Raw genomic sequence first — 13,293 nt, forward strand, 5'->3', positions numbered from 1 at the left:
CTGTCAAGCACGGTTCCGAGAGAAGGGAGGGTGAAATTCCCTCCACTTACTCGACATAAATATAAGCTTATGCAGATTAATAGTCATCTTTCGGTACTGGTACATAATCTCGCCAAGAAATGGGGAGAGAAAACTGCTTTAACTTTCAGAAAGTTTGGCAGCGACCAGTGGCAATCGGTTTCCTTCAACCTCTTTTCCTTAAGAGTGAAACAAGTGAGCAATGCCCTCCTGAATCTTGGGGCTAAACCTCTTGACAAAATCGCAGTCTTCTCGCAGAACTGTGTGCATTATCTGTACACCGACTTCGGTGCATACGGTATCAGGGTTACCTCTGTGCCTTTCTATGCCAACAGCAGCGAGCAGCAGATTCAATATATGATTAATGATGCGCAGATTCGCTTCCTCTTTGTAGGCGAACAGGAGCAGTATGACAAGGCTCACCGTATCTTTGCCCTCTGTCCTTCTCTGGAACGTATCATCATCTTCGATTCAAGCGTGCGCATCAGTACACATGACCCTGCTGCCCTCTATTTCAAGGACTTCCTGAAGCTGGGAGAGAATCTTCCTCGTCAGACAGAAGTGGAGGAACTCTACAAGCAGGCAAGTATGGATGACTTGGCTAATATCCTCTATACCAGTGGAACAACTGGAGATAGCAAGGGCGTGATGCTGACCTATAGCCAGTATTATGCTGCTTTGAAGGCAAACAATGAGTGCATTCCTGTTACCGAAAAGGATCGTGTCATTGATTTCCTTCCATTCACCCATATCTTTGAGCGTGGATGGGCATATCTCTGCTTGAGCGAAGGTGCCGAACTCATCATCAATACTTATCCTCATGAAATTCAGGAGAGTATGAGAGAGATGCATCCTACCTGTATGTGTAGTGTGCCACGTTTCTGGGAGAAGGTGTATATCGCCGTAAAGGCTAAGATGGATGATGCCGGTCCTCTTCAGAAGAAACTCTTCTACCATGCTTTGGCAGTAGGAAAGAAGCGGAATATAGAATATCTGGCAAACTGCAAGCGTCCTCCTCTGACATTGGAGTTGGAATATAGAATTATCAACAAGACGATTTTGAGCATGGTTCGCAAGCAGTTGGGCTTGGAAAAACCGAATATCTTCCCTACAGCGGGTGCTTATGTAAGTCCGGAAGTAGAGGAATTTGTACATGCCATCGGTATCAATATGGTGGTGGGTTATGGTCTGACCGAGAGTCTTGCCACCGTATCTTGCGATCATTCTGACAAGAAACGCAGTCTGGGTTCGGTGGGTCGTCCGATCTCCTGCATTCAGGTAAAGATAGGTGAGGATAATGAGGTGCTCCTCAAAGGTCCTACCATCACTCCGGGATATTATCATCGTGATACCACCAATGCGAAGGCATTCGACAAGGATGGATTCTTCCATACCGGTGATGCCGGCTACATGAAGGATGGTGAACTTTATCTCACCGAGCGTATCAAGGACCTGTTCAAGACATCGAATGGTAAATATATCGCTCCGCAGCAGGTAGAATCGTTGCTCCTGGTAGATAAGTTTATCGATCAGGTGGCTGTGATTGCCGACCAGCGCAAGTTCGTATCAGCCCTCGTCGTTCCAGAGTTCCGTCTCGTGGAGGACTGGGCACGTGAGCATCATATCGCCTTCAACTGCCGTGAGGACCTGTGTGCCAACGAGAAGGTGCAGAAGATGCTGATGGACCGTATCCAGATTCTCCAGCAACATCTGGCTTATTATGAGCAGATTAAGCGCATTACCCTCCTGGCTCACCACTTCTCTATGGAGTCGGGTGAGTTGACCAATACCTTGAAGATTCGCCGCCCTATCATCAACAAGAACTACAAGGCGGAGATTGACAAGATGTATGAGGAGTAATGGTTTTACTTTGAACTTTGAATTTTGAACTTTGAACTTTATGATAACTCTTTATGATGATGACTCTTATCATATAGTTGGAGGGGATAAAGATGAAGTTCAAAGTAATCATAAAGTTCAAAGTTCAAAATTCAAAGTTCAAAGTTAATGATTACAGCTGACCAGTTGAAGGATGTGATGGACAGAGCTGATGCTCTGCATCGCTATCTCAATATAGACCAGAAGAAAGTAGAATTCGAAGAGGAGCAGCTCCGCACCCAGGCTCCTGACTTCTGGGAAGACCCGAAGTATGCACAGGAGCAGATGAAGAAAGTGAAGGGCATCCAGAAATGGCTCGACGGTTATAAGACAGTACGTCTTTATGCCGACGAGTTGAAGCTTGCCTTCGATTTCTATAAAGATGAAATGGTGACCGAGGAAGAGGTGGATGCCGATTATGCCAAGGCAATCAAAGCCATCGAAGACCTGGAGTTGAAGAACATGCTTCGCCAGAAGGAAGACCCGATGGACTGCGTGCTCAAGATTAATTCCGGTGCCGGTGGTACCGAGAGCCAGGACTGGGCACAGATGCTGATGCGTATGTATATGCGCTGGGCTGAGGCTCATGGCTACAAGGTAACCATCACCGATATGCAGGAAGGTGATGAGGCTGGTATCAAGAGCGTCACCATGACCATTGAGGGCGGTGAGTATGCTTATGGCTATCTGAAGAGCGAGAACGGTGTGCACCGACTGGTGCGTGTTTCTCCTTTCAATGCCCAGGGCAAGCGAATGACCAGTTTCGCCAGTGTCTTCGTAACTCCGCTGGTAGATGATACCATCGAGGTATATGTTGACCCAGCCAAGCTCTCCTGGGATACCTTCCGTTCGAGTGGTGCCGGTGGTCAGAATGTGAACAAGGTGGAGTCGGGTGTCCGTCTGCGTTATTGGTATACCGACCCTGATACCGGCGAGGAAGAAGAAATCCTCATCGAGAACACCGAGACCCGTGACCAGCCAAAGAACCGTGCCAAGGCATTGTTGCTCTTGAAGAGCCAACTCTACGACCGCGCCATGAAGAAGCGTCTGGAGGCTAAGGCTAAGATTGAGGCTGGTAAGAAGAAGATAGAGTGGGGAAGCCAGATTAGAAGTTATGTCTTCGATGACCGTCGTGTGAAAGACCACCGTACCAACTATCAGACATCGGATGTAGATGGCGTGATGGACGGCAAGATAGATGATTTCATCAAGGCATACCTGATGGAGTTCCCTACGAATGATGACGAACAACAATAATAATCTAAAAAATATACGACTATGAGTGGAAATAAAGACTTAAGAAGAGCCAAACATGAGGCTTATCAGAAGAAACAGGCTGCAAAAGGCGAGAAAGTAATCAAGTGGATATTTATAGGATTGATAGTCCTCGGTATTCTTTTTGCCATCTATGCAACAACATTAGTATAAAACAATGAGTGGATTAGAGATAGAAAGAAAATTCCTCGTTAAGAAGGGCGACGCTTACAAAAGCGCCGCCTTTTCTTCTAGTCATATCCAGCAGGGATATATTCCTGCCGAGGGGGCTACGGTGCGGGTTCGCACACGGGATGAGAAGGCTTACCTTACCATTAAGGGCAAGTCGGTAAATGGCGGCATGACCCGCTATGAGTTTGAAAAGGAGATAACGATGGACGAGGCGCAGCATCTCCTGCAACTTTGTCAGGGTGGCGTCATCGATAAGCGTCGCTATCTGGTGAAAAGTGGCAGTCATACCTTCGAGGTAGATGAGTTCTATGGCGATAATGAAGGTCTGGTCATGGCAGAGGTGGAGCTGGCAAGCGAGACCGAAGCCTATGAGAAACCTGATTTCATCGGTATGGAGGTAACAGGTGACAAGCGATTCTACAATTCGCATCTCTTGGGCAATCCTTTCTCGAAGTGGCGTGATACCTTGCCGGCTGAATATCGCTAGAAAATGTATAGAAAAGGTCATTTCTGCGTTCTAAAACAGACTAAATAGCATAAATATTACTAAATTTGTGTTTTTGCTTTCAAATAATTCATATATTTCAGAATTATTTTATAATTTTGCACGAAGAAAAATCAAAAATTAAGAAATTAGTAATAGAAAGATAGAAATGACAGATTCAAATAGAGGAAGTTTTGGTAGCAAGATTGGATTGATTCTTGCTACAGCAGGTGGCGCCGTAGGTTTGGGTAACGTATGGCGCTTCCCTTATATGGCTGGTCAGGAAGGTGGCGCAGCCTTTATTCTGGTATACATCGGAAGTGTGCTCCTGTTGGGCATTCCATGTATGATTTCTGAGTTTATCATCGGCCGTCATGGTGCCTCTAATACCGCACGTGCCTATACCAAACTCTCTAATGGTACGGCATGGAAGTGGGTTGGTTATCTTGAGGTGCTTACCGGTTTCCTGATTACGGGCTATTATGCGGTGGTTTCGGGCTGGTGTCTGCAGTATGTCTATGCCAGCATCATGGGCGAACTGCATGGTGACCCTACCTTTGTGGCAAATTACTTCAAGGAGTTTTCTTCTGACCCTATCCGTCCGGTTATGTGGACGGTAGCGATATTCCTGATTTGTCATTTCGTGATTATTCATGGTGTGCGCGGCGGTATAGAGAAGGCTTCTAAGGTGATGATGCCTCTCCTGTTCATCCTGCTTTTGATTATTGTGGTAGCTGCTTGTCTGTTGCCAGATGCAGGTAAGGGCGTGGAGTTCCTGTTGAAGCCTGATTTCGGAAAGGTAGACAGAAACGTGTTCCTGAATGCTTTGGGACAGTCGTTCTATTCTATGAGTATCGGTATGGGCTGTATCTGTACCTATGCTTCTTACTTCAGCCGTCAGACCAATCTCTTCAAGAGTGCTTTGCAGATTTCCATCATCGATTTGCTGGTAGCAGTACTGGCTGGTCTGATGATTTTCCCTGCAGCCTTCTCTGTAGGAGTATCACCGGATAGTGGTCCTTCACTCATCTTCATCACTTTGCCGAATGTCTTTAATCAGGCGTTTGCATCGTTACCTGTATTGGGTTGGATCATCTCGCTGCTCTTCTACGTGTTGCTGTCGGTAGCTGCCCTGACCTCGCTGATGTCACTTCATGAGGTGAATACCTCTTTCTTCTACGAGGAGTTGAAGATAGACCGCAAGAAAGGTGCTACCATCGTTACGGTTTCCTGTGCCATCATCGGAGCCTTCTGTTCGCTCTCTTTGGGTGCAACAGATAAGCTTTCGTTCTTCGGAAAGGCGCTGTTCGATTGGTTCGACTTCGTTACGGGTCAGATATTCCTTCCTCTGGCAGGATTCCTTACCTGTCTGTTCCTGGGCTGGTATGTACCTAAGCAGATCGTACAGGATGAGTTTACCAACTGGGGAACCTTGAAGGGCCGTCTCTTCGGTATTTATCTTTTCCTGATTAAGTTCGTTTGTCCTGTCCTCATCTTCCTGGTATTCCTGAACCAGTTTGGTGTCTTCGGATAACAACAAACATTACACATTAAAGATTTAGATAATGGAAACAAGAGGAAATTTTGGTAGTAAGTTGGGCGTAATTCTTGCTACAGCCGGCTCGGCAGTCGGTTTGGGTAATGTATGGCGTTTCCCTTATATGGCAGGTCAGAATGGTGGTGCCGCCTTCATTCTCATCTATTTGGTATGTATCATTCTGCTCGGATTGCCTGGCATGATGAGTGAATTCATCATCGGTCGTCATTCTGCATCCAATGCAGCCCGTGCTTATACCAATCTGGGTAAGCACAAGGCTTGGGGTGCTTTGGGCTTGATGGGTATCATCACCTCTATGATTATCCTGGGTTTCTATGCCGTAGTGGCTGGCTGGTGCCTGCAGTATCTCTATGCCAGTATCATGGGCGGTGTTCATGGCGACGCAGAGTATGTGAAGACCTATTTCCAGACCTTTTCAGCCGATCCTATCCGTCCTACCTTATGGGCAGTAGGTTTTATTCTGCTTACCCACATGGTGGTAGTACGCGGTGTGCGCAATGGTATAGAGAAAGCATCCAAGATTCTGATGCCGATGCTTTTCTTCCTGTTGGTAGTTATCGTGATTGCTTCCTGCTCTCTGCCGGGAGCGATGAAAGGAGTGGAGTTCCTGCTGAAGCCGGATTTTTCTAAAGTAGATGAAAACGTGTTGCTCGAAGCGCTGGGACAGGCGTTCTTCTCTTTGAGTATGGGTACGGCATGTCTGTGTACTTATGCCTCTTACTTCAACAGACAGACCAATCTCTTGAAGTCTGCTACTCAGATTGTAACCATTGATACGGTAATCGCCGTATTGGCAGGTTTGATGATATTCCCTGCAGCCTTCTCGGTAGGTGTGCAGCCAGACAGCGGTCCTTCGCTCATCTTCATTACCTTGCCAAACGTATTCCAGGAGGCTTTCGGTAACATGCCGGTTGTCGGTTATGTGATTTCGGTGTTGTTCTATGCTTTGCTGGTATTGGCAGCCCTGACTTCTACCATCTCGATGCACGAGATAGGTACCGCCTTTATTTATGAGGAGGGTAAGATAAGCCGTGCCAAGGGAGCCTGGTTCGAGACCGTCGTTTGCTGCATCATAGCCGTATTCTGTTCGCTCTCTCAGGGTGCCGTACCTGATTTGGGTTTCTTCGGCAAGGATTTCCTGAGCAATTGTGACAACTTTACTGCCCAGCTGCTCATGCCGTTGAGTTCATTCATCACCTGTCTGTTCCTGGGATGGTATGTGCCAAAGAAGATTGTGCGTGATGAGTTTACCAACTGGGGAACCCTGAAGGGAACTCTCTTCCCTGTTTTCCTGTTCACCATCCGTTTTATCTGTCCTATCTGTATTTTCCTTATCTTCCTGCACCAGTTTGGTGTCATTTAGCAAAACCGGCAAACTTGCAGACAGGCACCGGCAAACTTGCAGACAGGCTATCTTGCCCCTAGTAGGCAAGATACGGCTTGATTCTTTCTATTTCGGCAGGTGGAAAGTCTTTGAGGAGACGCAGCTCTTCAGCACTTTTCAGCGGACCATGGGTTCTGCGGTAGTTTACGATTTCCTTTGCCTGGTAAAAGTCCAGGTAAGGATGTTTGCGCAATTCGGCTAAACTGAGCTGGTTGACATTCATTTTCCGGATATGTTTTGCATCAATATTCATATAGTGGAGGGCTGTCTCGGGCACGCCTTCCACTTCTTGTATCTGGCTCATGGAAACAAAACCGCCTAACCGTTCTCTGTAACGGATGATGCTTCTGGCATAGTAAGAGCCTATGCCGGGAATTTTCTGCAGTTCGGTCGTATCAGCAGAATTGATGTTGATATACTGACCTTCTTTCAGTTTTCGTGGATAACTGTATTGGGTACTATCCTTCTTTCTTTCTTCTCTAGTTCTTGGAACTGTCTCTTGATAGCCGTAGTTGTATCTTTCTCTTGGGTAAAAGTTGGCAGCCGGCTGGTAGTCTTTACCAATTCTGATAAAGGACAGCAGTTTTTCGTATTGCTTCTTGGTTAGTCCGTAAACCCGTGCAAAGTCTCTAGGTGTCCTGAAGATACCTCCTTTATTTCGATATTTGATGATGTTTCTGGCTTGCCATGATTCCAGTCCCAGCCGTTGGAAATCAGATTGGCTTGCCGTATTGGGGTCAAAGGCGAATACTTCGCTCGACTGAAGTCCTTCGTCATAATAGCCTGGCTGTTGCCGCGTGGCATGTCTGATGATACTATCGTTATGGGCTTGTTGCTTTTCTGAGGGCATCGTTTCTTTAGCACCTACAATGAAAATCATTGTGGTACTGACAACGAGCAGGGTCAGGATTACGAGTAATGCTCGCCGTTCATGGTAATGGATATAAAAAAAATCCTTTAAAAACTTCATAGGCTTACGGATTTTAAGTCTATATGATTGTTTGGTCGGGATTACTGGATAGCATTGGCTCCAATCCCTTCCTATAACTTATTGATAATCAATATGCGATATCTGATGTTTTTGACATTCTGTACCGATTTTTCGCTCCCTTATTTCATGTGCAAAATCCTGTATATTAGTCAGTTGCTACATGAAATAAGAGAGTGGAAAAGTCTTTTTTATTGCTGTACGTAGTTTTTTGTTAGAAGTTGAACTTGGTCACGCAGCCATCGGATCTGCTCTGCCTGTTGGTCGAGCATCTCCTTTTGGTTGTTGATGACACCCATCAATACATCAGGGCTACTGTTGATGTTTACAGTTGAGTTGCTGATGTGATGAACATTCGTATTTTCTAACTTTTTATCATCATACTCTTCATTGGAGAGAAAAAAGTCCTCAATTGGTACCTCGAAAAATTCTGATAACCTCTCAAGGTATCGAGAGTCAATGTAAGTTCTACCTTTAAAGTAGGTCGTTGATATGTGTGAACTCTGACCGAAGACAAAAGCCACCATTTCACCGACTGTTTTTTTCTGCTCCTTGAGCAGTCGATTCACTAAATCTCCGTTAAACATAACCTAATATCACTAAATGAAAGTTAAATAACACCGCGAAAATAGGATTTCTCTCCCAAAATCGCGGAGTTCTCAATAATTCTTCTTATATTTGCCCACAAATTTAGCAATTAAAATTGAGATATGCAAGAAAATGAAGTTAAAAATGGAGCATTAACTATTGAAGGTTATTACGCGACTCTTTCTAAAAAAGAGAAGAGTCAGCTCATTCAGTTTCTCATGACTAAGTATGGTTTCTGCTACAATACTGTTCAGCAGAAGTTGACCGGCAGGACCAAGTTCAATCCAAGAGATCTCTTGGTAGTACAAACAGTGATAAATGAAAGCTTATGGAAAAGCAAGTAGAATTTTTCGTGTCTCCACAAGGAGAAGTGTGTTTTTATGGCCATGATGGCAAGGTGCTCAGCTACAGTACAGAGCATCCGGAAATCATCAACCACATGGCTGAGTTGATAAGTCGGCTTTACCCGGAGGCGTATAAGTACCTGGCAGGCTTATACGCCAAGAGTAAGCCTAACAAACTTTATTTCAAGTTTCTAATATCAGATCGTTTTATCCGTTGCAACCTGGGTTCCAACGATACACTATGTTTCGATGTCGATGGAACCATTCTGCACCTGGAGAAAGTCGATTGCCCTCTCAGGGGTATATGTCCTAGAGAGAACATAGTCTGCCTCCCAAAGCTGAAGACTCCTTTTTACCCTAAAGAGCTTGAGGTAGCGAAGTATTTTGCACAGGGTTATGTTGCTCGAGAAATAGCCCAGATTCTTGGCAAATCTAAGAATACGGTCTCTGCACAGCTTCGCAAGATGACCAAGCGACTGGGGCTGCAGTCAACGAGAGACATCATCAAGGTAGTTCATCAGTTGAACCTATGATTTGCCATCGATGCCGCTACAAGCGCAACTGCATCAATGGCTCCTGGTGCAGTTGCTTTAAAATTTATGTGGAGTATAAATTTATTGTTTTATGCATATTCTATGAGCAGTAGAGAAATAAAAGCCAAAATTATATTATTAATCTCTAGATTCGCAACATTAGAGAATAAGGATTTTTATGTGCAAAATGATTATGGCATTTTAGCATACATGTGTATTAATGAAGTCATGGAGTATTGGTGGTTAGACAATGGGCAATGTCTGCAGGTATCAAAATTGGATCCAATATCCAAATCAGTCAGATTACCATGGTTTGATATCGAAGTGTGAGGATATGAAGAAGGACGAAGTTATGAGGAATAGAATTAAGTTTTGGAGTGACCGCGAAATTAGAGCGGCATTCGACAAGCGGGGGGGGCAAATATAAGGGCATCCTCCAACAGTTGATAATGGAGCGAGACTACGCCTATCAGCGTCAGATTCGCTACTATGTCAATGTAGACATAGATAAAATCATGCGCAGGTTATCTTAGTACTTTCTTTTTCAGAAGTTCTAAGTTAATTTTGCAGCACTAAATATAAAGATATGATCAAACAAGAGAACATTGACAGAATTATAAGCGATGTCTCAATTCGAGACGTCGCAATCGATGAAGGTATAACCTTCAGCAAGGAGCGGGGAGGGAAGCTCTGGGCATGTTGCCCATTCCACAAAGAGAACACTCCTTCATTTTTCGTTGATACAGGTACCAACACATGGAAGTGCTATGGTGGATGCCATAGCGGTGGAAATGTGATAAGCCTCTACCGGAAGCTGAAGAATGATCTCCCTTTTCCTATCGCCTGCAAGGAACTTGCAAAAAAATATCTCAATGAAGACATAGAAGACGATTACAAGCCGAGCAAGGAGGATGAGGAGAAGCAGAAAGAAAAAGAGTCTCTGCAGATAATACTCAGCTATGCGCAAGAGTTCTATGTGCAGTGCATACATGAGGTCAACCCTGCAGCAAACAAGGCACGTGAGACCGTCCGCAAAAGATGGGGAGCTGACGCTATTGAGAGGTTCGGAATAGGTTACGCTCCACGAGATGGTTTTATCGAATGGGCTATGCGTAAGGGTCTTGACTTCGACCTCCTGGAGCAGGTCGGTCTCATCGGTATAGGTGAGCGTGGCAAATATGCCATGCTCCGTGACCGATACACAATACCGATCTATGACAAGATGAGCAATGTCATTGGCTTCACGGCTAGAACTATGTCCGATGATAAGGATATATGCAAGTATCTCAATCTTAAGAATAGCCTGGTGTATGCTAAGGACAAGTCTGTTTTCGGCATCAATTTCGCGCAAAAGGAGGCGAGACTGAAAAATAAATTCTACCTGGTAGAGGGCGCACCTGATGTTGTCAAGCTGCAATCGCTTGAAATCCTCAATACAGTAGCCTCACTGGGCGGAGCGTGGACAGAGAACCAGCTGAAGCAACTCTATCACATCAGCCATACGGTCACATTTATTCCGGATGCTGACACGCTGAAGCCAGGCAACGAGTGGCCTGCAGGTACCGCCAATGTCTTCGCCAATGGTCGAGAGGCATTGGCAGCCGGATTCACTGTCAACGTCCGTGAAATTCCTATTGACTATCCGGCACCTAAGAAAGAAGATCCGGACTCCTGGATTGTTGACAAGGCGCATTTTCAGCAGATGAAGGAAGAGGAGTTCATCTACTGGTTCTGCCGCAGAAGATATTGGCCAACAGCTGATGATATCGAGCAGATGACAACAGAGGACCGCTTGAAGGCTATCGCTGATATCTGCTCCCTGCTGATGATGATCCGTGACGAAGACCTGCGCACAAGCTATCTGACCGGATTATGCACTATGTATAAGCATAGCCGAGAATGGAAGGATACGCTGAAGCGAGCTAAGGAGTCGGAACTGAGCGCCAAACAGGAGAAGGAGCGCAAGGGTGACATCAAGATGCTTCGTGAGTTCGGATTCACAGAACATGACAATAGCTATTGGGGTACCAACAAGGAAGGAGACGAAATTCAATGGTCCAACTTCAAGTTAAAACCTCTCTTCCATATTCGTGATGATTTCAACCCGGTTCGCCTCTTTGAAATCAAGAATAACGGAGAGGAACCTTCACGCCTCATTGAACTGAACATGGATGAGATCACTTCCAGTTCGACCCTGCGCAAGCGCCTATTCGGTATAGGCGATTACATTTGGATGGCCAAGGATGAGCAGCTCATCAAGCTACTCGGATACCTGGGCAAGGTAACTGAGACTGCAGACCCTATCAAGCAGCTGGGCTGGCAGAGCGAAGGCTTCTATGCCTTCTGCAATGGTGCCATCGAGGATGGCAGCTGGCTTCCCATCGACGACATGGGCATTCTGCGCTTGACCGCAGGCAAGTTCTACCTGCCTGCCATGAGCAAGCTCAATAAAGATAGCCGAGAGTTGTACGTGAGCGAGAAAAAATTCCGGCATGAGAAGATAGTGGATAACCCTACATCACAGAGTGATTTCTTCGCCAAGGTGGTGCAGGTCTTCGGTGACAACGCCAAGGTGGGCCTATGCTTCTATATAGCGACCCTCTTCCGTGACATTGTCATCGGCAAGAGTCGTTCCTTCCCAATTCTCAATGCCTTCGGCCCTAAGGGCTGCGGTAAAACAGAGTTCGCTGCAACGCTCATGAACTTCTTCTACAAGTACGAGACGAAGTACGAGCCGTTGTCTATCACCAACGCATCCATGCCCGCACTCTCCGACTATGTCGGAGGAGTTAGCGACGCTCTGGTACACATCGATGAGTACAAGAACTCCATCACACAGAACAAGGTTGAGTGGCTCAAGGACCTTTGGAATGGTATAGGTCGCACCAAAATGAACATGGACAAGGATAAGAAGCTCGTGCAGGCCAAGGTTGACTCTGGCATCATCCTCACTGGCCAGGAGATGCCTACTGCAGATATCGCCCTCTTCAGCCGACTCATCTATCTCACCTTTGATAGGGGGGAGCATACTCGAGAGGAAAAACAGAACTTCGAGGAGCTAGAGAGATTCCGTCAGATAGGTGCAACTCACATCACTCTCCAACTGCTGAAGCATCGAGAGCAATTCCGGGCTGCATTCGGCAACTCCTGGAAGAAAGCATCTGAAGACCTCGAGAGCAGGCTGGAGAATGACAGCATCCTTGACCGTATCATGACTAACTGGAAGGTTCCAGTGGCCGCATACCTGGCCATAAGAGACTACATCGACTTCCCGTTTACATATGAGGATCTACTTCAGGTAGCAGTTAGAGGCATCAAAAATCAGAACAGCATGTGCAACACCACCGATGAGGTGGCTGGCTTTTGGAATATCATCAATGCTGCAGTACAGATGGGTGAGCTGAAGAAGGACCAGGACTTCAAGATTAAGACAGTTGGCGCATTGACCACCAATAAAGTCAAGATTGACAACTGGGCGATGCCGAAGAGCATCCTCATGATTCGCAAGGACATCACCATGGCAGTCTATCGCAAGTTAGGCAGGCAAATGGACGAGAACCTTCTGCCGAAGGAGTCACTCCTTCACTATCTGCAAATAGGTGCAGACTTCTACGGGTCAACAAAAAACCCTGAGCGATTTATCAAGTTCACTCCGAGCGGTTTGCCGGAGACAGTAGAAAAGACAGATGCCAATGGTACTATCACTGGCCGGCAGAAGATATATTATAAGGACAGGCCTCTCTGTTTTGACTATACCATGGTGGCAAACAGATATGGCATAGATCTTGACACAGAGGTAGATGGTGAGCAGGAACAGACCAAGGATACCTATGTCATGACAGATGCAGAGCAGAAGGCTCTAGGCATGGAACCTTCGCCACTTTAGTTGAAATAAGTTTTTTGTTTAGATCATATTGGTTAGCCTCCAGGGGAAGAGATTCCTCTGGGGGCTTTTTTGTTGGTGTTCCGAGATTTTTCCGACAACTCACACGCGACTCAAAAACAATGTGGCATTTGTGGCAATTAGTGCAACACTGATTATCAGAGAGTTAAGAAGGTGTGTTTTTGTGGC

Annotated in this window: 11 protein-coding genes; 9 read left to right on the forward strand and 2 right to left on the reverse strand. The window is 45.9% G+C overall.

Annotation, left to right across the window (positions count from 1 at the left end; all coding sequences use genetic code 11):
• Nucleotides 1-69: 69 nt before the first annotated feature.
• The 6 genes from KSW37_RS11420 to KSW37_RS11445 all read left to right on the forward strand — a co-directional run bounded on the left by KSW37_RS11420 (nucleotide 70) and on the right by KSW37_RS11445 (nucleotide 6,747).
• On the forward strand, nucleotides 70-1,878 hold the full coding sequence (locus KSW37_RS11420) for an AMP-dependent synthetase/ligase (RefSeq protein WP_217314538.1): 1,809 nt from the start codon (nucleotides 70-72) through the stop codon (nucleotides 1,876-1,878).
• 147 nt (nucleotides 1,879-2,025) lie between these two features.
• Nucleotides 2,026-3,153: a peptide chain release factor 2 gene (gene prfB, locus KSW37_RS11425; protein WP_217314539.1), complete on the forward strand. Its 1,128-nt coding sequence runs from the start codon at nucleotides 2,026-2,028 to the stop codon at nucleotides 3,151-3,153.
• Between the two features lie 21 nt (nucleotides 3,154-3,174).
• Nucleotides 3,175-3,324 (forward strand): hypothetical protein, encoded by a 150-nt coding sequence (locus KSW37_RS11430; RefSeq protein ID WP_181976430.1) that lies wholly within the window; start codon nucleotides 3,175-3,177, stop codon nucleotides 3,322-3,324.
• Between the two features lie 4 nt (nucleotides 3,325-3,328).
• Nucleotides 3,329-3,829, forward strand: coding sequence for a CYTH domain-containing protein (locus KSW37_RS11435; protein WP_006847608.1), 501 nt, complete (start codon nucleotides 3,329-3,331; stop codon nucleotides 3,827-3,829).
• A 166-nt stretch (nucleotides 3,830-3,995) separates the two neighbouring features.
• Nucleotides 3,996-5,360, forward strand: a complete 1,365-nt coding sequence (locus KSW37_RS11440; RefSeq protein WP_217314540.1) for a sodium-dependent transporter — start codon at nucleotides 3,996-3,998, stop codon at nucleotides 5,358-5,360.
• A 31-nt stretch (nucleotides 5,361-5,391) separates the two neighbouring features.
• Nucleotides 5,392-6,747, forward strand: coding sequence for a sodium-dependent transporter (locus KSW37_RS11445; protein ID WP_203068322.1), 1,356 nt, complete (start codon nucleotides 5,392-5,394; stop codon nucleotides 6,745-6,747).
• A 58-nt stretch (nucleotides 6,748-6,805) separates the two neighbouring features.
• On the opposite strand, the gene KSW37_RS11450 is transcribed toward KSW37_RS11445, so the two are convergent.
• Both KSW37_RS11450 and KSW37_RS11455 read right to left on the reverse strand, forming a co-directional pair.
• Nucleotides 6,806-7,648: a helix-hairpin-helix domain-containing protein gene (locus tag KSW37_RS11450; protein ID WP_217314541.1), complete on the reverse strand. Its 843-nt coding sequence runs from the start codon at nucleotides 7,646-7,648 to the stop codon at nucleotides 6,806-6,808.
• A gap of 299 nt (nucleotides 7,649-7,947) precedes the next feature.
• A complete protein-coding gene (locus KSW37_RS11455) occupies nucleotides 7,948-8,343 on the reverse strand; it encodes a hypothetical protein (protein ID WP_217314542.1) in 396 nt (131 codons plus the stop codon).
• Between the two features lie 329 nt (nucleotides 8,344-8,672).
• Here KSW37_RS11455 and KSW37_RS11460 point away from each other — a divergent pair, with 329 nt between their 5' ends.
• The 3 genes from KSW37_RS11460 to KSW37_RS11470 all read left to right on the forward strand — a co-directional run bounded on the left by KSW37_RS11460 (nucleotide 8,673) and on the right by KSW37_RS11470 (nucleotide 13,107).
• Nucleotides 8,673-9,221 carry a helix-turn-helix transcriptional regulator gene (locus tag KSW37_RS11460; protein ID WP_217314544.1) on the forward strand — a complete coding sequence of 183 codons (549 nt, stop codon included), beginning with the start codon at nucleotides 8,673-8,675 and terminating at the stop codon, nucleotides 9,219-9,221.
• A gap of 36 nt (nucleotides 9,222-9,257) precedes the next feature.
• Nucleotides 9,258-9,551 carry a hypothetical protein gene (locus KSW37_RS11465; RefSeq protein ID WP_217743474.1) on the forward strand — a complete coding sequence of 98 codons (294 nt, stop codon included), beginning with the start codon at nucleotides 9,258-9,260 and terminating at the stop codon, nucleotides 9,549-9,551.
• A gap of 256 nt (nucleotides 9,552-9,807) precedes the next feature.
• Nucleotides 9,808-13,107: a CHC2 zinc finger domain-containing protein gene (locus KSW37_RS11470; RefSeq protein ID WP_217314545.1), complete on the forward strand. Its 3,300-nt coding sequence runs from the start codon at nucleotides 9,808-9,810 to the stop codon at nucleotides 13,105-13,107.
• The last annotated feature ends 186 nt before the right edge of the window (nucleotides 13,108-13,293 follow it).

This window comes from Segatella copri, from assembly GCF_019127135.1.
Lineage (GTDB): Bacteria > Bacteroidota > Bacteroidia > Bacteroidales > Bacteroidaceae > Prevotella.